General features: G+C 68.8%; 23 protein-coding genes and 3 pseudogenes. 12 read left to right on the plus strand and 14 right to left on the minus strand.

Annotated elements, in window-relative coordinates; translation table 11 throughout:
- Positions 1-92 precede the first annotated feature (92 nt).
- Positions 93-881, plus strand: coding sequence for a S1 family peptidase (locus MFF06_RS21210; RefSeq protein ID WP_238207873.1), 789 nt, complete (start codon positions 93-95; stop codon positions 879-881).
- A gap of 134 nt (positions 882-1015) precedes the next feature.
- Here the strand turns inward: MFF06_RS21210 and arsH are convergent, their stop codons facing one another.
- Positions 1016-1762, minus strand: a complete 747-nt coding sequence (arsH, locus tag MFF06_RS21215; protein WP_238207875.1) for an arsenical resistance protein ArsH — start codon at positions 1760-1762, stop codon at positions 1016-1018.
- 50 nt (positions 1763-1812) lie between these two features.
- Between arsH and MFF06_RS21220 the strand changes: the two genes are divergently transcribed.
- The 3 genes from MFF06_RS21220 to MFF06_RS21230 are packed head-to-tail and all read left to right on the plus strand — an operon-like array spanning position 1813 to position 3935.
- Positions 1813-2172 (plus strand): ArsR/SmtB family transcription factor, encoded by a 360-nt coding sequence (locus tag MFF06_RS21220; protein ID WP_238207877.1) that lies wholly within the window; start codon positions 1813-1815, stop codon positions 2170-2172.
- Entirely contained in the window at positions 2165-2602 is a 438-nt protein-coding gene (arsC, locus tag MFF06_RS21225) for an arsenate reductase (glutaredoxin) (RefSeq protein ID WP_238207879.1), read from the plus strand. Before MFF06_RS21220 ends, arsC begins: the two co-directional genes overlap by 8 nt.
- A 34-nt stretch (positions 2603-2636) precedes the next feature.
- Positions 2637-3935 carry an arsenic transporter gene (locus tag MFF06_RS21230; protein WP_238207881.1) on the plus strand — a complete coding sequence of 433 codons (1299 nt, stop codon included), beginning with the start codon at positions 2637-2639 and terminating at the stop codon, positions 3933-3935.
- Between the two features lie 24 nt (positions 3936-3959).
- Here the strand turns inward: MFF06_RS21230 and MFF06_RS21235 are convergent, their stop codons facing one another.
- The 3 genes from MFF06_RS21235 to MFF06_RS21245 all read right to left on the minus strand — a co-directional run bounded on the left by MFF06_RS21235 (position 3960) and on the right by MFF06_RS21245 (position 6975).
- A complete protein-coding gene (locus MFF06_RS21235) occupies positions 3960-5033 on the minus strand; it encodes an alpha/beta fold hydrolase (protein WP_238207883.1) in 1074 nt (357 codons plus the stop codon).
- Positions 5034-5125: 92 nt separating this feature from the next.
- The gene (locus tag MFF06_RS21240; protein ID WP_238207885.1) at positions 5126-5719 is read right to left on the minus strand and encodes a c-type cytochrome; all 594 of its coding nucleotides are present in this window, start codon (positions 5717-5719) and stop codon (positions 5126-5128) included.
- Positions 5716-6975, minus strand: coding sequence for a PQQ-dependent sugar dehydrogenase (locus MFF06_RS21245; RefSeq protein ID WP_238207887.1), 1260 nt, complete (start codon positions 6973-6975; stop codon positions 5716-5718). Before MFF06_RS21245 ends, MFF06_RS21240 begins: the two co-directional genes overlap by 4 nt.
- A gap of 274 nt (positions 6976-7249) precedes the next feature.
- Here MFF06_RS21245 and MFF06_RS22760 point away from each other — a divergent pair.
- Positions 7250-7465: pseudogene (locus MFF06_RS22760) on the plus strand (aromatic ring-hydroxylating dioxygenase subunit alpha); the annotation flags it as partial.
- Between the two features lie 188 nt (positions 7466-7653).
- Complete coding sequence (locus MFF06_RS21255) at positions 7654-8163, plus strand: prolyl-tRNA synthetase associated domain-containing protein (RefSeq protein WP_238207899.1); 510 nt, start codon at positions 7654-7656, stop codon at positions 8161-8163.
- A gap of 24 nt (positions 8164-8187) precedes the next feature.
- Here the strand turns inward: MFF06_RS21255 and MFF06_RS21260 are convergent, their stop codons facing one another.
- From MFF06_RS21260 to MFF06_RS21275, 4 genes and pseudogenes are all read right to left on the minus strand, one after another.
- Entirely contained in the window at positions 8188-9540 is a 1353-nt protein-coding gene (locus tag MFF06_RS21260; protein WP_238207901.1) for an L-serine ammonia-lyase, read from the minus strand.
- Positions 9537-10127, minus strand: a complete 591-nt coding sequence (locus tag MFF06_RS21265; protein WP_238207903.1) for a sarcosine oxidase subunit gamma — start codon at positions 10125-10127, stop codon at positions 9537-9539. Before MFF06_RS21265 ends, MFF06_RS21260 begins: the two co-directional genes overlap by 4 nt.
- A pseudogene (locus MFF06_RS21270) lies at positions 10120-10358 on the minus strand (glycine cleavage T C-terminal barrel domain-containing protein); the annotation flags it as partial. The gene MFF06_RS21265 and the pseudogene MFF06_RS21270, both read right to left, overlap by 8 nt.
- A gap of 36 nt (positions 10359-10394) precedes the next feature.
- Complete coding sequence (locus MFF06_RS21275; protein ID WP_238207905.1) at positions 10395-11069, minus strand: Crp/Fnr family transcriptional regulator; 675 nt, start codon at positions 11067-11069, stop codon at positions 10395-10397.
- A gap of 184 nt (positions 11070-11253) precedes the next feature.
- Here MFF06_RS21275 and MFF06_RS21280 point away from each other — a divergent pair, with 184 nt between their 5' ends.
- The 3 genes from MFF06_RS21280 to MFF06_RS21290 all read left to right on the plus strand — a co-directional run bounded on the left by MFF06_RS21280 (position 11254) and on the right by MFF06_RS21290 (position 13347).
- Positions 11254-12054: a pentapeptide repeat-containing protein gene (locus tag MFF06_RS21280; RefSeq protein ID WP_238207907.1), complete on the plus strand. Its 801-nt coding sequence runs from the start codon at positions 11254-11256 to the stop codon at positions 12052-12054.
- 174 nt (positions 12055-12228) lie between these two features.
- A complete protein-coding gene (locus MFF06_RS21285; protein WP_238207909.1) occupies positions 12229-12618 on the plus strand; it encodes a thioredoxin family protein in 390 nt (129 codons plus the stop codon).
- A 9-nt stretch (positions 12619-12627) separates the two neighbouring features.
- Entirely contained in the window at positions 12628-13347 is a 720-nt protein-coding gene (locus MFF06_RS21290; RefSeq protein ID WP_238207911.1) for a cytochrome c biogenesis CcdA family protein, read from the plus strand.
- A gap of 67 nt (positions 13348-13414) precedes the next feature.
- Here the strand turns inward: MFF06_RS21290 and MFF06_RS21295 are convergent, their stop codons facing one another.
- Together MFF06_RS21295 and MFF06_RS21300 are read right to left on the minus strand one after the other, a co-directional pair.
- Entirely contained in the window at positions 13415-13846 is a 432-nt protein-coding gene (locus tag MFF06_RS21295; RefSeq protein ID WP_238207913.1) for a DUF6691 family protein, read from the minus strand.
- Positions 13843-14262: a YeeE/YedE family protein gene (locus tag MFF06_RS21300; protein WP_238207915.1), complete on the minus strand. Its 420-nt coding sequence runs from the start codon at positions 14260-14262 to the stop codon at positions 13843-13845. Before MFF06_RS21300 ends, MFF06_RS21295 begins: the two co-directional genes overlap by 4 nt.
- Positions 14263-14590: 328 nt before the next feature.
- On the opposite strand from MFF06_RS21300, the gene MFF06_RS21305 reads away from it, so the two are divergent.
- The 3 genes from MFF06_RS21305 to MFF06_RS21315 are packed head-to-tail and all read left to right on the plus strand — an operon-like array spanning position 14591 to position 17136.
- Positions 14591-16015: a cytochrome ubiquinol oxidase subunit I gene (locus tag MFF06_RS21305; RefSeq protein ID WP_238207917.1), complete on the plus strand. Its 1425-nt coding sequence runs from the start codon at positions 14591-14593 to the stop codon at positions 16013-16015.
- 12 nt (positions 16016-16027) lie between these two features.
- The gene (cydB, locus tag MFF06_RS21310; protein WP_238207920.1) at positions 16028-17038 is read left to right on the plus strand and encodes a cytochrome d ubiquinol oxidase subunit II; all 1011 of its coding nucleotides are present in this window, start codon (positions 16028-16030) and stop codon (positions 17036-17038) included.
- Positions 17038-17136 carry a DUF2474 family protein gene (locus MFF06_RS21315; protein WP_238207922.1) on the plus strand — a complete coding sequence of 33 codons (99 nt, stop codon included), beginning with the start codon at positions 17038-17040 and terminating at the stop codon, positions 17134-17136. Before cydB ends, MFF06_RS21315 begins: the two co-directional genes overlap by 1 nt.
- 296 nt (positions 17137-17432) lie before the next feature.
- Here the strand turns inward: MFF06_RS21315 and MFF06_RS21320 are convergent.
- The 4 genes and pseudogenes from MFF06_RS21320 to MFF06_RS21335 all read right to left on the minus strand — a co-directional run.
- Positions 17433-17770: pseudogene (locus MFF06_RS21320) on the minus strand (integrase core domain-containing protein); the annotation flags it as partial.
- Positions 17771-18312: 542 nt separating this feature from the next.
- A complete protein-coding gene (locus MFF06_RS21325) occupies positions 18313-18840 on the minus strand; it encodes a GNAT family N-acetyltransferase (protein ID WP_238207923.1) in 528 nt (175 codons plus the stop codon).
- A 290-nt stretch (positions 18841-19130) separates the two neighbouring features.
- Positions 19131-20846 (minus strand): ATP-binding protein, encoded by a 1716-nt coding sequence (locus MFF06_RS21330; RefSeq protein WP_238207925.1) that lies wholly within the window; start codon positions 20844-20846, stop codon positions 19131-19133.
- Positions 20827-22056 (minus strand): SIR2 family protein, encoded by a 1230-nt coding sequence (locus MFF06_RS21335; protein WP_238207927.1) that lies wholly within the window; start codon positions 22054-22056, stop codon positions 20827-20829. Before MFF06_RS21335 ends, MFF06_RS21330 begins: the two co-directional genes overlap by 20 nt.
- Positions 22057-22193: the final 137 nt, after the last annotated feature.

Raw genomic sequence — 22193 nt, forward strand, 5'->3', positions numbered from 1 at the left:
GGCCCGCGCTGCTTGACGCGGCCGGAAACCGCCCTCACTCATGGCGGTCAAGCCGGTGCAGAACGATCGGCGCGAAGGACGAGGGAGGTGGGATGGGACGCGGGCGCGCATGGCACCTGTGCCTCCTGGCTGTGCCGTTCCTCGGCGGAGGCGGCCTCGCGACGGCCGCGCTCTACCCGCAGGACGGGCGCCGGGACCTGACCGGCGCCGACCTCGACCACTACAAGGGCGCGGGCGTGCTCTGGTGCCGCCGGCCGGACGGCGTGCCGCAGAAGGCGGCGGCGGCGTGGCTGGTGGCGGACCCGTCCCTGGTCGTGCTCAATGCGCACAACTTCCGCGACCGGCGCCTGGAGCAGACCCGGCCGGTCTCCGACTGCTACTTCCAGATCGCCGGCCGCAACTACGAGTTCGCGGCGGACAGCCTCCGCCTGGGGACGGCCCCCGGCGCCGACGCCCTGCACATCACCGACGACTGGGCGATCCTGCGCCTCGCGAGCCCGGCGGATGCCGTCCCGCAGCCCCTGCCCGTGCCGCCGGACCTGCCGACGGGGGAGGTCTCCGTGCGGGTGACGATGGTGTCACCGGCCGGCCACGAGAACTATCGCGGGCCCAGCAGCCTGGAGCGCTGCACGATCCGGCGCATCGACCCGCCGAGCGAGGGCGCGATCCGCCGCGCCCGCCACGATTGCAACGACGGCTACGGCGGCTCCGGGTCCGGCCTCTTCGACGAGGCCGGCCGCCTGATCGCGATGCAGAGCGCCTCGTCGGTGATGAACGCGAAACACGGGTTCGACCCCGAGTTCCACTACGGCTCGGCACTGCTGTTCGAGGGGCAGCTCGTCGACACGCTGAAATCCCTTGCCCGGCCCGGCCGGGAGTGACGGGCCCAAGGTCCGGGACGCATCCGGGACGCCCCCGGGACGGCCGGCGAGGGCGATTTCCGGGAGGTCCGGATCGCCCCCGCTCGCCGGCGGCGACGAGGACGCGCAGCGATCCGCGTTCGACTGAAGCCGCTTCAGCGCGTCACGAAGCCGATGTCGGCGGCGACGCCGCGCAACCGGTCCGGCTCGCGGTCCTTGCGCTCGCTGTAGCGGTCCACGAGGTAGTCCGCCCGCCCGCGGGTCAGGAGCGTGAACTTCATCAGTTCCTCGCACACGTCCACGACGCGCTCGTAGAGCGGCCCCGGCTTCATCCGGCCGGCCTCGTCGAACTCCTTGTAGGCCATGGGCACGGACGACTGGTTGGGGATGGTGATCATGCGCATCCAGCGGCCGAGGAGGCGCAGGGCGTTCACGGCGTTGAAGCTCTGCGAGCCGCCCGACACCTGCATCACCGCGAGGGTGCGCCCCTGGGTCGGCCGCACGCTACCCTCGGAGAGCGGCAGCCAGTCGATCTGGCTCTTCATCACCCCGGTGAGGGTGCCGTGCCGCTCCGGGGACACCCACACCTGGCCCTCCGACCAGACCGACAGCGCGCGCAGTTCCTGCACCTTCGGATGGTCGGCGGTCGTGTCGTCCGGCAGGGGCAGGCCGTGGGCATCGTAGATCCTCACCTCGCCGCCCATGGCTTCGAGGAGGCGGGCGGCCTCAAAGGCCAGGAACCGGCTGAACGAGCGCTCGCGCAGGGATCCGTAGAGGATCAGGAAGCGGGGCGCGTGGGCGAGGGCCGGGGCCGCCTCCACGCGGTCGCGGGTCGGCACCGCGAAATGCGCCGCGCTCAGGTTCGGCAGTCCGTCATCGAAGGGTGGCATCGGCTTGTCCAAGGATCGGTCGTCCCTTACACTCAAACGATCGTTTGAAGATTGAATCGGAAATGGACGAGCCGCAAGCCCTCGCCGCGTTCACGGCCCTCGCGCAGGAACACCGCCTGCGCCTCGTCCGGGCGCTGGTGACTGCCGGGCCGGAGGGCATGGCGTCCGGTGTGCTGGCCGAGGCGGTCGGCGTGTCCGCCGCCACCGTGTCCCACCACCTCAAGGAGCTGAGCCATGCCGGGCTGGTCGCCTCGCGGCGCGAGGGCCGCTCCATCGTCTACAGCGCCGCCTACGGGATGCTGTCCGACCTGATCGCCTTCCTGATGAAGGAGTGCTGCCAGGGCCGCCCGGAGGTCTGCGCCCCGGCCATGGCCGCGCTGGCCACCTGCTGTCCCCCGACCGGAGAGACCGCCCATGCCTGACCCGTTCGACGTCGTGATCTACCACAACCCCGCGTGCGGCACGTCGCGCAACGCCCTGGCGATGATCCGCAACGCCGGACTCGAGCCGCATGTGATCGAGTACCTCAAGACCCCGCCCACCCGGGCGCTCCTGGTCCAGCTCCTCGCCCGCGCCGGCCTCGGCGTCCGCGACGTGCTGCGGGAGAAGGGCACTCCGTTCGCCGCGCTGAACCTCGGCGATCCGGCGCTGACCGACGCGCACCTGCTCGATGCGATCGAGGCGCACCCGATCCTCCTCAACCGCCCGCTGGTCGTCACGCCCAAGGGCGTGCGCCTGTGCCGCCCGTCCGAGGCCGTGCTGGATCTCCTGCCGGCCCAGCGGGGCGAGTTCGTCAAGGAGGATGGCGAGCGGGTCGTGGACGGGCACGGCCGCCGCGTCGCCACCGCCTGAGCCTCGCGCCGACCGACAGGAAGACACCGCCCGGATGCTCGCACTCGCCATCTTCCTCACGACCCTCGTGTTCGTCATCTGGCAGCCCGGGGGCCTCGGGATCGGGTGGAGCGCGCTGGCCGGCGCGGGCGTCGCGCTGGCCACGGGGGTGATCCATCCGGGCGACGTCCCGGTGGTCTGGCACATCGTCTGGGATGCCACCTTCACCTTCGTGGCGCTCATCGTCGTCTCGCTGCTGCTCGACGAGGCCGGGTTCTTCCACTGGGCGGCGCTCCACGTCGCCCGCTGGGGCGGCGGGAGGGGCCGGCGGCTGTTTCCCCTGGTCGTGCTCCTCGGCGCGGCCATCGCGGCGGTGTTCGCCAACGACGGCGCCGCGCTGCTGCTGACGCCGATCGTGCTGGCGATCCTGGTGCGGCTCGACGTCGAGCCGGCGGCGGCGCTCGCCTTCATCGTCGCCTGCGGCTTCGTGGCGGATTCGACCTCCCTGCCGCTGGTGATCTCCAACCTCGTCAACATCGTCTCGGCCAACTTCTTCGACGTGACCTTCGGCCGGTACGCGGCGGTGATGGTGCCGGTGAACCTCGTCTCCCTGGCGGCGACCCTGCTGGTGCTGTGGGTCTCCTTCCGGCGCGACGTGCCGGCGGCCTATTCCGTGGACGCCCTGGAACGCCCGGCCGAGGCGATCCGTGATCCGCTCGTGTTCCGGGCGGCGTTCCCGCTGCTCGGTGTCCTCCTGCTCGCCTACTTCGTGACCGCGCCGTTCGGGGTGCCGGTGTCGGCCGTGACCTGTGCCGGCGCGGCGGTGCTCCTGCTGCTCGCGAAGCGGGGCGGGACCATCCCGATCCGCAGGGTGCTGGCCGGCGCCCCCTGGCAGATCGTCCTCTTCAGCCTCGGCATGTACCTCGTGGTCTACGGCCTGCGGAACGCCGGGCTGACCGACGCGCTGGCCAAGGGACTGGTCTGGCTCGCCGGGCACGGTCCGTGGGTCGCCACGGTCGGCACCGGCTTCGCGGCGGCGATCCTGTCGTCGGTGATGAACAACATGCCGAGCGTGCTGGTCGGCGCGCTCTCGATCCAGCAAGCCCCGGACCTGTCGCCGCTGACCCGCGAACTCATGATCTACGCCAACGTCATCGGCTGCGACCTCGGGCCGAAGTTCACCCCGATCGGCAGCCTCGCGACGCTGCTCTGGCTGCACGTCCTCGCCGGCAAGGGCCGGACCATCACCTGGGGCCAGTACATGAAGGTCGGCCTCGTCGTTACCCCGCCCGTGCTGCTGGCCGCCTTGCTGGCGCTGGCGGCGTGGCTGCCGCTCCTCGGCGCCGCCGGGTAGGCCGATCGCGTTGGCGGGGCCGGGCTACATCGGCAGCTTCGGTGCGGTCAGGAGGACGTCCTCCAGCGGTTGCCTGTAGAATCGGGCGAAGGCCGTGGTGCCGTGGCCGGAGGTCTCGGGGCTGGCCGGTATCAGGTACAGGCGCCCCGACTTCAGCCGCTTGATGTCGCGCTCCATGATCCCGGTTTCGGGCGGGTTGCGTTCGTCATCGGCGGAGTTGATGGCCAGCACGGTGCCCCTGATCGTCTCCAGCCCCAGCGAGGGGTCGTAGCCGCGGGACGCCTCCCATTGGTAGATGTAGTCGTTGGCGTCGGCGTTGAACGGCGCTCCGAGGCGGGCATCCACCACCTGGTCGGCCCGGTCGCCGGTCGGGGCCTGCTTCTGCAGGGCCAGCGTGCCGCCGCTGGTGGCGAGGGCGAAGAACACGTTGGCGACCCGCAGCGACGGAGGCTGACGGGTGTACTCGCCGCCGGCGTAGGTCGGGTCGCGCCTGATCGATTCGACGAGGAGCCTGCGCAGCATCCAGTTGCGGCTCGCCATCTCGCTCGGCTGGGACGCCATGGGGACGAGGATGTCCGCGTAGCCGGGATGGGTCACGCCCAGGATCCAGGTGTGCATGCCCCCCATCGAATTGCCGATGATGAGGCGAACGTGCGTGAGGCCGAGATGCTCGGTCAGGAGCCGATACTGTGCCTCGGCCATGTCGTCGTAATTGTATTTCGGGAAGCGCGTCTTCAGCCCGTCCGACGGCTTGGACGACTTCCCGTGGCCGATCGCGTCCGGGATCACGATGTAATACCGCGACGCATCGAGGGGCTGTCCGGGGCCGAACAGCTCCCCGGCGAAGCCGGCCGTCAGCATGCTGGCCGTCGAGCCCGTGGTGCCGTGCAGGACCACCACGGGCTCGCCCTTCGGATCCCCGATGGTGACGTAGTGCAGATGCAACTCCGGCAGCACGTCACCCGTGTGGAACCGGAAGTCCCTGACCGTCCAGTCGCCCGCCCTGGGAGCGGGATAGTCGGCCGCCTGCGCCGCGAACGCGGCCCAGGACAAGGCCAGTCCCGCCGCTGCGGCCCGCACGAGATCCAGCGCCGGCATGGGGTCACCCTCGATGGTGCGACGGGATGGAGGCGCTCCCCAGGGGCGGGTCCGGTTCCTGTCCCTGGGATGGGGGGCGTCGTGTCGGCACGTCAGAGCCGCGCGATGTAGGCGGCGAGATCGCGGATCTCGTCGTCCTTGAGGTCCTGCGCGACCTCGTTCATCGCCGGGTCGTAGCCCGGTCGCGCGTTGGACCGGTAGGCGGTCAGGGCCTTGGCGAGGTACTCCTCCCGCTGGGCCCGGATGCGCGGGATCGCATCGTGCCCCGCGAGGTCGGCCCCGTGGCAGGACGTGCACTGGTGTTTGCCGATGATCGCCTGGGCGCGATCCTTGAGCGCGTCGTCCGGTGCCGCGCCGGACCGGGCGGGCGGAGGCAGGGTCGCGATGGCGTCCGCGTAGGCCCTGAGGTCGTCGTCGGAGAACCCGGCGGCGATGTCGTTCATCGGTGCCGCCTCCCGCTGCTTCTCCCGGAACTGGAAGAGCTGCGTGACGACGTAATCCGCCGGCTGCGCCCCGAGGGAGGGGACCCCCTCGGTCGTGGAGGTTCCCGCCCCGTGGCAGCCGACGCAGGCGGCGAGGCGCCCGGGCACGGGGTCATCGGCAGCCGGGGCTGCCAGGGCGGCTCCGGCCAGGCAGGCGGCGGCGAGGCCGGGCAGGGCCCGGAACGCCTTTCGCGAACCCCTCATCGGGCGTAGCTCACGCGGTAGATCGCGCCGTTGTAGTCGTCCGAGACGAGGAGCGAGCCGTCCCTGGCGACGAGGACGTCGACGGGCCGCCCGACATACTTGTTGTCCTGCAGGAAGCCGGTCACGAACGGCTCGGTCGCGGCGATCTTGCCGTCGGGCCCGGTCCTGGCGAGCACCACGTCGCCTCCGAGCTTGGCGGTGCGGTTCCAGGAGCCGTGCCGGGCGATGAAGATCTGGTCCCGGTAATCGGCCGGGAACTGCGTGCCGGTGTAGAACCTCATGCCGAGGGAGGCCGTGTGCGGCCCGAGCAGGGCGGCGGGCGCAGTGAACTCGCTGCAGGAATGGCCCCAGCCGTATTCCGGATCGGTGAAGGTCCCCTGGTGGCAGAACGGATAGCCGAAATGCTGCTTTCCGGGATCCGTCACGACGTTGAGCTCGTCGTTGGGGATGTCCTCCGACACCCAGTCGCGGCCGTTGTCGGTGAACCAGAGCTGCTTGGTCTTCGGGTTCCAGTCGAAGCCGACCGAATTGCGCACCCCCCGCGCGATCACCTCGGCGTTCTTGCCGTCGAGGTCCATCCGGCGGATCTGGGCATGGGTGTCGGGCGGAAGCTGGATGTTGCCCGGCGCGCCGACCGGGACGTAAAGCTTGTCGTCGGGACCGATCGCGATGAACTTCCAGCCATGCGCCTCGTCCTTCGGCAGGTCGTCGTAGACGAGCCGGGGCTTCTCGCCGCCGTCGAGATGCGTGAGGATGTCGTCGTATCGCCAGATCTTGGACAGTTCCGCGACGTAGAGGGCGCCGTCGTGGAAGGCGACGCCGTTCGGGCGGTGCAGCCCGGTGGCGATGGTCCTGACCTCGTGGGTGCCGTCCGCACCGGCCTGCGGGAGGACGGCGTAGACCTTGCCGACGGTGCGGGTGCCGACGAACACGGTCCCGTCCGGCGCCTGCGTCATGGATCGCGCGTTGGCGATCCCGCTGGCATAGACCTCGATCCTGAAGCCGTCCGGCACCTTCAGCTGGGCGACGGGCAGCTTGGCGGCCGCTGTCGCGATCGGCGGCCCCGCCACCGGTGCGAGCTTGGCCGCGCCGCCCCCCTCCGGCCGGCCGTAGAGCGCCGAGCCCTTGTCCACCTGGACGGTCGCCGGCGGGGTGGCGGTCGCCTTGGTTTCCTGAGCCATGACCGGCAGCGGTCCGAGGCCGAGGCCGAGGCAGGCGAGCGCGGCGGCGAGGCCACGGGACGGGTTCGGCGTCATGTTCACTCCCAGGCGAGGCAGGGCGGCCGGTTGTTCCGGCCTGCCCTGCCGTCATAGGCCCCGCACGCCCACGATGACGAGGCGACGGGTCCCGGCCGGGGCGACAGGCCATGCCTATCGTCATCGCCGCCCGCATCGTCGCGTTCGCGCCCCGATGCCCGCGACGGGCGAGTCGGCGGCACGCCGCGGTCGGCCAAGGGACTGTCGCTGCGGTGGCAGCGGCGGCCTATCCCGACGGCGATCGTTTCCGGGCTTGATTGGCTTCGCAGGCCCCATGCTCGACGTGACGCCGACCCCGCTTCAGCGGCTCCTGCGCGAGCGCCGTCCCGGCTACACCCTGCCCGCCGCATTCTACCTCAGCCCCGAGGTCTTCGCCGCCGACATCGACGTCATCTTCGGCCGCCACTGGATCGATGTCGGCGTCGAGCCCGACGTGCCGGAGGCGGGGGACGTCATGGTGGTCGATGTCGGCACGACCTCCGTCGCCATTGCCCCACGCCGACGGGCAGGCGCGGCGGGGGCGGATCGAGACCGTCGAGGGCCATTCCCCTCCCGCGGGCGCGGCGCCCGTCCTGGAGGAGCGTCTATATCGACGCCGCCCGAAGATCGTGAAAGGTGCGCCCTCCGGCGGATCGGCGTCCTCGCGCCGCCGGCCTCCGACCACCGATGAGGACCCCGATGCCCCTGACCTCCGACGACCTCCTGGCCAAGCTGCGCGAGCGCGGCATCGTCTACAAGCACTCCGAGCACCCGCCGGTCCTCACCGTCGAGGCGATGATGGCGGTCTGCGGCGACATCGTCGGCGCGCACACCAAGAACCTGTTCCTGCGCGACGGGAAGAAGACCTTCTTCCTCGTCACCCTGCACCACGACGCCCGGGTCGATCTGAAGGCGTTCCGCGCCGTGCTCGGGGCGCGTGGCGGCCTCTCCTTCGCCAGCGCCGAGGCCCTGCGCGAGCAGCTCGGCGTCGAGAGCGGCGCCGTCTCGCCGCTGGCCGCGCTGAACGCCGCGCCGGGGAGCGTGCAGGTCTTCGTGCAGGACAGCCTGCTGGCCGAGGAGCGGATCAACGTCCACCCGCTGGTGAGCACCCGGACCATCACCTTGGCGCCGGACGATCTCGTAGCGACGCTCGCGGCGGAGGGGCACGACGTGCGGGGCTTCGCGCTGCCCGCTCCGGCCGACGCCTGATCGGCGGTCGGGGGACGCGCGGCCTCAGCAGGCCGCGACGTTCACCGCCAGCCCGCCGCGGGAGGTCTCCTTGTACTTGTCCTGCATGTCGTGACCGGTCTGGCGCATGGTCTCGATGACCTGGTCCAGGCTCACGAAATGCACCCCGTCACCGTGGAGCGCGAGGGAGGCGGCGGCCACCGCCTTGTTGGCGCCGAAGGCGTTGCGCTCGATGCAGGGGATCTGCACCAGGCCGCCGATCGGGTCGCAGGTCATGCCGAGATGGTGCTCCATCGCGATCTCGGCGGCGTTGGCGACCTGGGGAGCCTGTCCGCCGAGGATCGCGGCGAGGCCCGCCGCCGCCATCGCCGAGGCCGAGCCGACCTCTCCCTGGCAGCCGACCTCGGCGCCGGAGATCGAGGCGCGGCGCTTGATCAGGCCGCCGATGGCGGCGGCGGTGAGGAGGTAGTCGCGCCCCCGCGCCTCGTTCCAGCCGGAGCAGAAATCGACGATGTAGCGCAGCACCGCCGGCACGATGCCCGCCGCGCCGTTGGTGGGCGCGGTGACGATGCGCCCGCCCGCCGCGTTCTCCTCGTTCACCGCCAGGGCGAAGAGGCTGATCCAGTCCATGATCTCGTGGGCCGGGCGGCTGTTGGAGAGCCGGTTGGCGTCGAGCGTCGCATGGAGCCGCTTGGCCCGGCGGCGGACCTTCAGGCCCCCCGGCAACTCGCCATCCATGCGCAAGCCACGACCGATGCAGGCGAGCATCGCGTCGCGGATCGCGTCGAGCCCGTCCCCGATCTCGGCCTCGGAGCGGAGCGTCCGCTCGTTGGCCATCTGCACCTGCGCGATCGACAGGCCGCTCTCGGCGCACATCCGCAGCAGGTCGGCTCCGCTCTCGAAGGGGAACGGCACCGGGACGGCGTCGAGGGTTGCCAGCGTCTCTTCGCCCTCCTCCTCCACGAAGCCGCCGCCGATGGAGAAGCAGACCACCTCGTCGCGCAGCGTGCCGGCCGCGTCGAAGGCGCGGAACCTCATGCCGTTGGTATGGCGCGGCAGGATCTCGGTGAGATTGAAGATCAGGTCGCGGGCGCAGTCGAAGCGGATGCCGGGCAGGCCGAGGTCGCCCGTCTCGGCGAGGGCCGCCGCGTACCCGGCCACCCGGTCGGGATCGACGGTGGCGGGCGCGTGGCCGAGGAGGCCGAGGAAGATCGCGAGGTCGGTGCCGTGGCCGCGCCCGGTCCAGGCGAGGGAGCCGAAGATCTCGGCGGTGATGCGCACGGTGTGGGGCAACCCTGCGACGCGCCCGCGGAAGCGCTGCGCCGCCACCATCGGGCCGATCGTGTGCGAACTTGACGGACCGATGCCGATCTTGAACAGATCGAAGGCGCTGATCATCGCGCGGCGGCTCTCTCCGACGGACCCACCCCGAAGGCGGCTTCCTGCAACAGACCGTACACGTAGGTCGAGAAGGACCGCCAACACTCGACACGGTAGGTCGGCACGGCTCCCGGGCGGCGGATTAGCACGATCTCCGCCTTGCCGAGCAGGGTGCGGGTGGCGCTGCCCACGGGGAAGGCGGCGTCACCGAGGTCGAGGGGGCAGCCCGCGTCGAGGGCGACCGCAGCCAGCGCGCCGCCCACCTCGATGCCGACGTTCCGATGCGAGACGTCGACCAGGGAATGCACCCGGCCCGCGAGGTCGCCGCCGATGGCCGCCGCCAGCAGGTCGGCATCGGTCTCGGGCGCGCCGATCAGCCACTCGTCCGGCCCGAGGCGGGCGGCCCAGCGGCGCGCGTCGCCGGAGACCGTGTTGATCCGGCCGTCGAGGCGAAGTCCCGCCGCCGTGGCGACGGTGCCGCGCAGGCGGAGCGAGAACCGCGCCTCGGCCTCGGCCGGGCGGATCGTGACGCCGCCCTGGGCCGGGGCGGCCGCCTTGCGGTCGAGCGGCAGGAGACGGGCGGTGCGGTCGCGGGCCTCAAGCATGGATGCGCTTCCCCTCTGGGATCGAAGAAGACGGGCTCGGCCACCGTCGCCGTGGTGAAACCTTTTGGGGTCGTGACGTGGAGCGTCCTGCCTATCAGGTCGCGTCCGCCCTCCACCAGGGCCAGCGCGATGGAGCGCCTGCAATTCTCGCTCCAGTAGCTCGACGTAGCCGAGCATCGTCATCGGGATGGGCTGGTACGGGTCGTCGGTGACGAGCCCGATCAGCTGCCGGCCTCGTCCCCGAGGCAGCGATCCGCCTGCCGCCGGTCATCGCCGTCCCGCGGCCGCCAAGCTGGTACGCTCGACGATCTCGATGGCGCCCCGGCGGAGTTCGATCAGGCCCGCCTCGGCCCATTGCGCCAGGATCCGGCTGACGACCTCGCGCACGCTGCCGACATCGTCCGCCAGCTTCTGGTGGGTGACGGCGGCGATGCCCTTGGCTCCGGCCTCGGCCAGGAGGCGTTGCGCCAGCCGCTGCTTGAGGGGCGCGAAGGCGACCTCGTCGATCAGCGTGAACAGGCCCGACATCAGCCGCGTGTAATCGTCCATGACGAAGCTGCGGAAGGCGGCGCTGTCGTCCATCAGGTGCTGGAACGTGCTCACCGGCAGGGCCGCGAGTTCGGTGCGCTCCTCGGCGATGCTCTGCGCGGGGAAGGTGCCGCCCGAGAGGAGGCATTGCGTGGTCAGGGCGCAGGTCCCGCCGGGGCCGACCTTGTAGATCAGCACCTCGCGCCCGCCCTCCGACATGCGGAAAACGCGTGTCCGGCCCTCCAGGCACATCAGGTAGTTGGCGCAGTCGCCGTCGAGTTCGTAGGCCGTGGCCCCGGCCTCCAGCACCGGGAAATGCACCGTTCCCCGGGCGATCTGGAGATGCGCTGGGCTGAGCGCGCGGATCGGCGGGAACCGGTCGATCCACCGCTCGACCTTCTGGGCGTCCGTCATCGCTGGCGCATCCTCCGGGCACGAAGGCGGGTTGAAAAACCCGGCTCGCGTGGCGTTTTTCTCCCACCGCGCCCGACTTGTGTGACCTCGGTCACCGACGGGCTGCGGCGGCCCGGCATAGCATCGCACCCATACGAAAACGATACGGAGGCCGCTTCCGCCCGGACCTCCAGGGAGTGACACGATGCACCGCCTCGCCCTGAGCGTCCTGCTCGCCGCAATCCTCGTCGGACCCGCCGCCGCCGAGCAGGATCTGCTGCTCGGAGCGGACATGACCTCCCCCGCCATGACTCAGGCCGAGATGAGCCGCGCCGACATCGAGGCGATGATCGCGGCGGCGCACGGCAAGCCGATCGACCTGCACGACAAGTCGCTCTCCGGCCTCGACCTCTCGGGCCTCGACCTGCGCGGCGCCAACCTGCGCACGGCCCGGCTCAACACGGCGAACCTTCGCGGCGCGGATCTCACCGGCGCGAACCTGCAGCAGGCATGGTTCCTCAAGGCCGACCTGTCGGGCGCAAAGCTCGCCGACGCGGCGATGTTCGGCATCACCGCGCGGGATGCGAATTTCAGCGGTGCCGACCTCAGCCGCTCCATGCCGATCGGCGACTTCAAGGGCGCCAACATGCGCGGCGCGACGCTCGTGGACCTGAGGGGCGGTGCCGACATCAGGAACCAGTCCATGGGCCTGATGCGCGCCGTCTTCACCTCGGTGAACCTGTCCGGCGCGAACCTGAAGGGGGCCGATCTCGGGCGCTCGCGCCTGGAATTCGCCAACCTGACGGACGCCGACCTCACCGACGTGGTGCTGATGGGCTCGGACCTCTCGGGCGCGAACCTCACCGGGGCCACGGTGGCGGGTGCGGACTTCAAGAACGTCGACGTCAGCGGCACGCGGCTCATCGGCCTGAAGGGCGAGGACCGGGCGCGGGATTGGGCGGCGCGCGTCAACATCGACCGCGCCATCACACAGGCCGCCCATTGACCGAGCCGTGGACGATCGGGTTGGCTCACGCAGCTCCGCTCGCAACGACGACCCGGGATTCATCGACGGGGACGGCTCAACCCCATCGGCCACGGCTCCCGCCGTGAAACCGAAGGCGGGTTTCCGGCGAAGGACGGATCGCCCACCCTCTCCTGACCGCGAGGATTTCATCCCATGACCAGCCGCCGCTTCCTCCTCGGGCTTCTCGCCGCCGCGCCGATGGTGTTCGGCACCGCCGCCTCGGCCGCGGAGCAGCCCTACGATCCGGCCGCCTTCGCCGCCGCGCAGAAGGCCGGCAAGCCGATCCTCGTCCACATCACCGCGCCGTGGTGCACCACCTGCGCCGCGCAGAAGCCGATCCTCGCCAAGCTGGAGGCCGATCCGAAGTTCAAGGATCTGCAGGTGTTCGATGTCGATTTCGACAGCCGCAAGGACGTGGTGAAGCAGTTCCGCGCCACGATGCAGAGCACGCTGATCACCTATCGCGGCGAGACGGAGACCGGCCGCTCGACCGGCGAGACCAAGCCGGAGGCGCTCTCCGCCCTCCTCGACAAGGCGATCTGAGCGCCCGCCATGGTCGCCACCCTCGGCCTCGCCTTCCTCGCCGGCCTCCTTTCGGTGCTGTCGCCCTGCGTCCTGCCCCTGCTGCCGCTGGTGCTGGGGGCGGCGGCCTCCGAGCACCGGCTCGGCCCGGCGGCGCTGGCGGGGGGGCTCGCCCTGTCCTTCGTCGCCATCGGCCTGTTTGTGGCGACGATCGGCTTCGCCATCGGCCTCGATGCGGGGGTGTTCCGGGTGGCGGCGGCGATCCTGCTGATGCTCGTCGGCCTCGTGCTGATGGTGCCCGTCGCGCAGACCCGCCTCGCGGCGGCGGCGGGGCCGGTGAGCGACTGGACCGAGCGCCGCTTCGGCGGCTTCTCCACGGCCGGGCTCGCCGGCCAGTTCGGCGTCGGGCTCCTGCTCGGGGCGGTGTGGAGCCCTTGCGTCGGGCCGACGCTCGGCGCGGCCTCGCTGCTGGCCTCGCAGGGGCGCGACCTCGGCACGGTGGCGCTGACGATGCTGCTGTTCGGCCTCGGCGCGGCCCTGCCGCTGCTCCTGCTCGGAACGCTGTCCCGCGAGGTGCTGATGCGCTGGCGCGACCGGATGATGGGGCTCGGCAAGGGGCTGAAGGCGGCACTGGGCCTGATCCTCGTGGCCACCGGCCTGATGATCGCCACCGGCCTCGACAAGGCCGCCGAGACCGCCCTCGTCAACGCTTCGCCGGATTGGCTCACCGCCCTGACCACCCGCCTCTGACCGCCCGGAGTCCGCCCTGGGAGGCGCGCAGGCGCCCCCCCATCGCGCGGGGTGGGCGCTTCCCGTGTCAGCGTCCCGCCGGCCGGCCTGTGGTGAGCTGAAAGAGCCCCATCCCGGCGAGCATCGCCGCCACGAACAGGGCGACCTGCGGCAAGCCGAGGGTGAGGCCGGCAAGCGCCGGGCCGGGGCAGAACCCAGCGAGGCCCCAGCCGATGCCGAACAGGGCCGCGCCGCCGATGAGGCGGGCATCGACGCTCCGGTTCGTCGGCACCGCGAAGCGGTCGGCGAGGGCAGGGCGGTCCATCCGGGCCTTCAGGGCGTAGCCCAGCGCCGAGACGCCGACGGCGCCACCGAGCACGAAGGCGAGGCTCGGGTCCCAGGCGCCCACGAGGTCGAGGAAGCCCAGCACCTTCTCCGGGTCCATCATGCCCGACAGGGCGAGCCCTGCGCCGAACAGCAGGCCGCTGGCCAGCGCCGCGAGGAGACGGGGCGCGGTCATCGGGCCACTCCGTGACGGACGAGGAAGACCGTGACGATGGCCGCCGCCATGAAGGTCGCCACCGCCGCGAGGGAGCGGGGCGAGAGCCGCGCGAGGCCGCAGACGCCGTGGCCGCTGGTGCAGCCCGAGCCGAGGCGCGTCCCGTAGCCGACGAGGAGCCCGGCGACGACGAGCACCGGCCAGGACGCGCCGACCCGGACCTCCGGCCAATGGCCCGCGCCGAGGCGAAACAGGGCCGGGCCCGCCAGCAACCCGATGACGAAGGCGGCCCGCCACGCCCCATCCCGCACGGAGGGGCCGAGCAGGCCGCCGAGGATGCCGCTGATTCCGGCGATGCGCCCGTTGGCCAGCAGCAGCAAGGCGGCCGAGGCGCCGATCAACGCGCCGCCTGCGAGCGGTGGGACATAGGCGTTCATGGCGTGTCTCCGACCCGACCGAACCGGATGGCCTGACCGGGCGTGCAAGCTGCCGGAGGCCGGGTTCCTGAAGGGCTATGCCCCGTGGCGGGTCGTCGAGGCAACGCCCTGCCTCCACCAAAGATCTAAATCGTATTCGAAACCCCGCAGCGAATTCTCGGATGGCGCAGTGCCAGGAACGCCATCGTCATGCCTTCCTTGATGTGGATCAAATTTCAACCAAAAGTCCGAATTGACAGGCGAAGTCGTCGGCGCGAGGTAGGCTCATGCGTCGCGTGTCGGCCGCCAGGGCCGTCCCGCGGGCCATCCCCGTGAGGGACTTGATCCAATGCTGGCCAACCATCTCCCGAGCGCCCTCGATCTCGCCCGCAGCCAGTTCGCCTTCACCGTCGTCTGGCACTTCCTGTTTCCGGCCTTCACCATCGGGCTGGCGAGCTATCTCGCGGTGCTGGAGGCGTTCTGGCTCGCCACCGACAGGCCGGTCTACCTCGACACCTACCGCTACTGGCTGAAGGTCTTCGCCGTGGCCTTCGCCATGGGCGTCGTGTCGGGGCTGGTGATGAGCTACCAGTTCGGCACCAACTGGTCGGTCTTCTCGGACAAGACCGCCCCGGTGCTCGGGCCGCTGCTCGGCTACGAGGTGCTCACCGCCTTCTTTTTGGAGGCGGGCTTCCTCGGGGTCATGCTGTTCGGCATGGAGCGGGTGGGGCCCCGCCTGCACTTCCTGGCGACCTGCCTCGTCGCGGGCGGCACGCTGCTCTCGGCCTTCTGGATCCTGTCCGCCAATTCGTGGATGCAGACGCCGGCCGGCTACTCGCTCGATGCAGACGGCCGGTTCGTGCCGGAGAGCTGGACGGCGGTGATCGTCAACCCGTCCTTCCCCTACCGTTTCGCCCACACCGTGACGGCGGCCTACCTGACGACGGCGATGATCGTCGGCGCGGTCGGCGCGTGGCACCTGCTCCGCGACCGGACCAACCCCCGCGCCCGGCTGATGTTCTCCATGGCCATGTGGATGGCGGCGATCGTCGCCCCGGTGCAACTGGTGCTCGGCGATCTCCACGGCGGCAACACCTACCACCACCAGCCCGCCAAGGTGGCGGCGATGGAGGGCCACTTCGACAGCGTCACCCGCGCGCCCTCGATCCTGTTCGGCTGGCCGGACGCGCAGGCCGCCGAGACGCAATACGAGATCGGCATTCCGGGCCTCGCGAGCCTCTATCTCGCGCACGATCTGAACGCGAAGGTCACCGGCCTGAAGGACCTGCCGCGCGACACGTGGCCGACCAACCTGCCGCTGGTGTTCTGGGCCTTCCGGGTGATGGTCGGGCTCGGAATGCTGATGATCGGCCTCGGCCTGTGGTCCCTCGTCCTGCGGTACAAGGGCCGCCTGTTCGAGACGCCCTGGCTGCACCGCTGCGCCGTGGCGATGGGGCCGTCCGGCCTGATCGCCGTGACGGCGGGCTGGGTGGTGACGGAATCCGGCCGCCAGCCCTTCACGGTCTACGGCCTGCTGCGCACGGCCGACAGCGTCTCGCCCATCGCCGCGCCCGCCGTGGCGGCCTCGCTGGCGGCCTTCGCGGTGGTGTACTTCGCGGTGTTCGGGGCGGGCATCTGGTACCTGTTCCACCTGTTCAACCAGACCCCGCGCCCGCACGAATCCGGCCCGCCCGTCGGCCAGCCGGTGCGCACGGCGGGCATCACCCCGGCGCCCGCCCTGGCGGGGGACGCGCACCTGCAACCGGCCGAGTGAGGAGAGCCCGCGATGGACCTCGATCTCACCCTCATCTGGGCGATCCTCATCGCCACCGCCGTGTTCCTCTACGTGGCGATGGACGGGTTCGACCTCGGCCTCGGCATCCTGTTCCCGGCGGTGCGCGGCAAGGCCGAGCGGGACGTGATGGTGAACTCCGTCGCCCCCGTCTGGGACGGCAACGAGACCTGGCTGGTGCTGGGCGGCGGCGGGCTCTTCGCGGTGTTTCCGCTGGCCTACGCCACGATCCTGCCGGCGTTGTACATGCCGCTGATCCTGATGCTGCTCGCCCTGGTGTTCCGGGGCGTGGCCTTCGAGATGCGCTTCCGCATGGCGACGCCGCGCGGGCAGCTCTGGTGGGACCGGGCCTTCTCCTGGGGCAGCTACGTCGCCGCCTTCTGCCAGGGCATCGCGCTGGGGGCCTTCGTCCAGGGCATCAGGATCGACGGCCGCGCCTATGCGGGCGGCTGGTGGGACTGGCTGACGCCGTTCTCGGTGCTGACCGGGATCGCCCTCGTCGTGGGCTACGGCCTGCTCGGGGCGTGCTGGCTGATTGGGAAGACCACCGGCGAGTTGCAGATCCGCGCCTACAACCTCGCCAAGCCCCTGGCGGTGGCGACGCTCGTTCTCATCGCCGTGGTCTCGGCGACGATGCTGGCGATCAGCGCGCCCTTCCGCGACCGCTGGCTCGGCCTGCCCGGCCTGTTCGTCGGCGCGCCGGTGCCGATCCTGGTCGGGCTGCTGGCGTGGCGCTTCGCCCATGCCCTGGAGCGACGGGAGGAGGTCACGCCCTTCCTCTGCGCGCTGGGATTCTTCCTGCTGTCCTATATCGGGCTCGGCATCAGCATGTGGCCGTACATCGTGCCGCCGAGCGTCACGATCTGGCAGGCGGCGACGCACCCGAAGTCGCAGGCCTTCCTGCTCTACGGGGCGGCGGTGCTGGTTCCGCTGGTCCTGATCTACACGGCCTACGTGTACTGGCTGTTCCGCGGCAAGGTCACGGCGGAGGCGGGGTACCACTGATGCGCAGGCTCGGCTGGTTCGTGCTGATCTGGGCGATGAGCGTGGCGAGCCTCACCGCCATCGCCCTGCCGCTGCGGTGGCTGCTCAAGGGGGTGTGAGCGGGGGCGGCACCCATCCGCATCGCCGGCAAGACCACGGTCAGGGATGGGCGTGACGCCACGTGCGTTCGAGCTGTCGCTCGCACGCGGTGTCGACAAGAGAGCAGGCGGAGTCTCGTCGTAGGGCTCCGTGAGCATCGGCTGGCCGCCGATGTCGCCGAGCGAATGCGCCTGCGAATAGCGGGGTCCCGGATCGAAGTAGGGATCGCTCGTGTCGCTATTCATGAACGCACCGCCCGCCGGCTGTTCGTTCCGGGCCATTGCTGGAAGCGGCCGTGGCAGCGTGATCGCTGTCACAGCCGGCCGTCAGTCGGTTGCCTGAGACCAGTCGCGATCTGCGCCACTTTCAGCGGGCGGAAGCGCGCTTGCCGTCGTCACTCGTCCTGAGTCTTGCCGTTGAGGCTCTCGCAGTACCCGTTCTCCCACGGCGATCCCGGAGCGTCGTCGCAGCGGATGTTGTCGGGGATGCCATGCAGGCACATCGCTTGCGCCAACGCCTCGATCACGCCCACGCCGTCGATGCGTCGCGCCACCTTCAGCGCCAGACAAGCCGGCTGTGCTCCACACTCAGCGTCGGGATGGGCAGGCTTCGGCCGTCATGGGTCTGGCCCGGCACGAAGGCGAAGCGGCAAACGCCAAACTCTTGCCCTGCGCCGTCTGCACCTCAGTCTGGCGGAGCTTCAGCACCACCTGCCCCGCGCCCGTCTTCAGACCCCGCGTCATGTCCAGCCCCTTCAGTCCGGGCTGATCCTCTCGATCAGCCCGGGCCAAAGCCAGCCGGTCACGTCGGTGTCGCAGCGGAATGTAGAAACCGGCTCACCCCGCAGGCAACCTGGTCGAAAGTCGTACAGGCTGAGTGACTGAGCGGGAAGTTGGCTGGGGCGCCAGGATTCTCAGCCAAAACCGATGGGGTACGACATCAAGGGGTTAGGCCCTCGATCACCCATTTCGCGCGGCATCGGACCGGGGGAATGGACCATCGGAGTGGACCCAGGTCAACGCTCGTTCTAGAGCACTCCACAACTTGGGCGAACGGCGGTGGACCTGCCATTCGCCGAGAGCGCAAGCTGCCAGTCTGCCCGGAAGCGGACGACCCGCTTCCGACCCAACCCAGCCGCCAAGACTGCTGCCCGCGCTTCTCCAAAGCAGCCGTTCGTCGCCCCCAACAAATTTGGTTCAGTCTCGTAAGCCGACCTTTCGAGCATCGAATGCCGAAGCCGGATCGGGCCAATGGAAGCGCAACGCGGGTAGCAAACCTCCGCCGGGTGCTTCGTCGATGATCTGTTCAACGGCGACGCCACCCCTTTGCTCGTAGAAGCGGCAGGCGGGTGCATTCTGCTCGAAGCACCACAGATAGATCCCTGCGGAGGGATAGATGGCCGCCGACCATTCGGCAGCCGCACCTAGCAATGCCGCCCCCACTCCCTGTCCCTTCGCCGATGGCAGAACGTGAAGATTGTCGATCAGCGTTCCCCACCGATCATCCTCGCCACCGACTGCACATACGAAGCCGATGGGCTCGTTCTCGATTTCAGCGACGATAACTGTCTCGTTGGCGGGCCTACGCATCAACCGAGAGGTCCATGCCCTGAGCCGATCCTCCTCGATTGGTCCGGAAAGGAAATTGGGATTGAGGAATGGTTTGTAGGCGCTCCTCCAGCTTTCCGTGTGAAGACGCGCGATCATCGCACCGTCGTCTACCATGGCTCGCCGCATCTGCATGTTTGGCGGTTTACAGAACCTGGCCGAGGGCCGCAAAGATCGCGACGGAACCAGACGGGGATGTCCGCTTGAACGTGTCTGCAATCCGCAACCGGACAGACAGGGAACCACCCAACTCAGTCAGCCTTTGCTGCCGCTGTGCGCCAAGAGCTGACATCAGCTCGCTGCCCGTAATTAGACGTTCGGCTTCGCGCCCCTCTCTACCGTTTCGTAGTCTTGCCCAACATCTCCGAAGCGGACACTACGCAAATGAGGGCTACGCGTGTTGGAGCCTAGTCTTCGGCCGGCGCCCCAGGCCGCATCCAGTTTCCACCGCCGCCGTCAGAGAGGTCTGGCCGGCGCTTCGGAGGTATGACTTGCACAGGCAATGGCATTACCGCCCCGGAACCGATGATTAGAGCTTCTCCCTCTCGTAGGGTTGGAAGAAACGTTGCCATCGATGCATCGATCGCGCCGCTGGCGCTAACGACAACTCCTTGATCGCGCTCGTTGATAAGCCGATGCACGATCAGTAGCCCGACCTGGCTCAAGACGTCTTCAGGGATGTCGCGCGGCCTCTGCGTCGCCATCACTGTGGTCAGGCCGTACTTTCGACCTTCCTTCGCTATAAGGCCGAAGGCGTCGAGGTGGACCCGGTTGACCTCGTCGCCAACGGATTTATTCAAGAATTGGTGAGCCTCGTCGAGGACCACAACGAGCGGGCTGTCCTTAAAGTTTCCGTCCCGCGCCTTTGCAAGAAGGTGACGACCGAGTGCGTTGACCACGAGTTCGCGTGCCGATTGTTCAAAGGGCATGTACCGCATTGACACGCGCAGGATTTTTTCCGTCCCTACAAGAAAATTGTCGATTACCTCCGTTACGTCGGCCATGTAGTCTTCAGGGGAGAATACAGGCTTCAGGTGTTCGGAGTTCACAGCTCCATCGACGCGTATGCAGAGCGAGATACAACTGCTGACGGAATTGTCGTGCGCGCTTCCCCAACGCATGACGTTAGTACCGTTGGGGAAAACGCACTCGTGGTGGATCTGAAGTGATAGCTTTTTGATGTCATAGTTCGCGCCCGCCTTCCTCAACAGCGCGTCATGTTCCCTAATAGCTCTATTGATAGGCTTCTTCTCCCGGCCGTTCTTAATGAGGTGCCCATCCTCATCAGCTAGATCAGGCAGGATCGCTATCAACTTCAAGCTTATCAACGCTTCCCGAAGCTTAGGTGCCTGGACGCCCTGACTAGGTTGCAGAAGCGCGAAGAGGTCCATCTCGTTGAGGTGCCGGTGCGGAAACGAGACAAAGCATCGCGCGTCGTCTTCCCCGTCGCGCCGCCCTCCGAGATGCACATGGGTTGCCTGCTCAAGTGTGTGGTACTCGCCGGTCGGGTCGATTAGCAGAACCTTCCCGTCCAGGCGCGCAACCTCCTCGACGAGGTGAGCCGTTGTCCAACTCTTGCCGCCGCCCGTTGACCCAAGGATGGCACAGTGACGTCCGAACACCGTCGTCGCCGACATTGCAATCTCGCTGTCCTGCGAGCCCGTGAGGTGCCCGATCCGAACGGTGGCTCCCTTCTTGTCCGCCGCGCTGTCGATCGCGTGTCGGAGGAAATCGGGATGCGCGAGGTAGACGTATTCCCCGACCCGTGGCGCGCTTGGGATGCCGCGGGACGAATGCCCGGAGACGAGATCGACCGACCCTAAAAGACGCACGACGCCGATGGGGTTGGCCACGTCGGCGCGGTTCTCACGTTCCGGCTCGACGCTCAGCCGGTCACGGTCGGGCAGTCGGATTTCCACCATCCGGCCAAGCACCGCCGAGGTTTGGCCCTCAATGACCACAAACTCGCCGACCTGGCCGCGGTCAATAACGTGTCCGGCGTAACGGGCCGATGCGATTTCTGTACCGAACGGTAGGTTTAGCCGGACGTCCAGCGGCGTCACCGCTGTGACAGTGCCGAGATAGCGGGCCCGGTCAAAGGGACTAACGGCGATCTTGGGCATTCGGCGCGATGTTCCGCATACGTTCGTAGTGGCGTTCGATCTCGGTCTGGGAAACGACGTCGGGGATAAGAGGCACGATATCCTCGAAGGTCCCCTCGACCAGCGCGATGCGTCCGTCTCCGTCGTCGACCAGCCTAGCGAAGCTCTGGAGGTATGGGTTAGCACCTCCGTCGGCACGGCATCTGACCTCGAGGGTCGGGTCGACCACGACGAGGTTGAACGATAAGTTGGAGCGCACTGCCGCCATGATCGGTTCGGCGATGTGCTTGTCATTGAATCCGAACCCGATGACGACAAGAGTCGTCGCGGGTGTGCGCAAGGAGGCCTGGAAGGCGGCCATCATATCCACGTAGGGTTGGCTGAACGCCATCTCGTACTTGGTCGAACGCGGATAGACGAGCAGCGGCTTACGCGTGCCCTCACGCTTGATGACCTTGCCTGATCCCTCATCTAGCTCCCAGTCGATCGATCCGTGGAGCTTCAGCAAATGGAAGAGGTTTTCGACGTAGTCGGTTCTCTCCTCCGTGTCGCGCCGAACCACGTCATAGTTAAACTGGTCGGGATTGAACTGCGGCTCGGACCCGAAGGCGAAACCGTCCACCACGATAAATCCTTCGCGGCCGGCGGCAGCTTCAAAACACCGGTCGTAGTTGGTCGTGTATATCCGGACGCGCGCCTTGCGCGCTGGCCGCCTTGCAATTCGGCGCAGGAAGTTAGCATGCGTGTGCAGGGAGACATCCGGAGCGAGGAAGTCCACCGTTTCGCGGATGACTTCCTCCGCAACCGCAAGCAGTCTTTCCTGGAGGAGGCGCACTGGCTCGGTAGCTAGTTCCGTAGCCAGCTTCGCGCGGGACAGGACGTGCTCGAGATTCTCCTCCTCCTCGGCCACGTTGGATGCGGCCGTGAAAGTGGACCAACGGGACCGACGATCGTGCATGGGCTCAATAGCGTCGAGTCGTGCGAACGCCTCTTTCACTCTCTGAAGCAACTGCCACATCGTCGGCGCAAGCCTGTCGTCCCCGCGCTTGACGCAAAGTGACGTGCCGAGCCCAGAGAGGACGACGAGGTTGGCCGAGCGTACTGCTTGTGAGAGGTGGCGGGCGGTTTCGTCTGCGCCTATGCCGCCCGTCTCGTCCTCCGCGGCTATGTCGACCTCGGCCCAGTGGCGGGATGTTTGGTTCGTCCTGATTCGCAATCGATCGTTCTCCATGTGGATCGGCGTGGAGTGATGCGTCTCCCAAAAGCCCACTTTACTCATTTTGGTGGGGCACGGCCTCGGTGAATTGTGACCCAACCCAAAATGCGTGTTTTCATGTTCTAGCAGCTTGTTAGCGAGATTTTTGCTGG

Source organism: Methylobacterium aerolatum (genome assembly GCF_022179085.1).
Classification (GTDB): Bacteria; Pseudomonadota; Alphaproteobacteria; order Rhizobiales; family Beijerinckiaceae; genus Methylobacterium; species Methylobacterium aerolatum.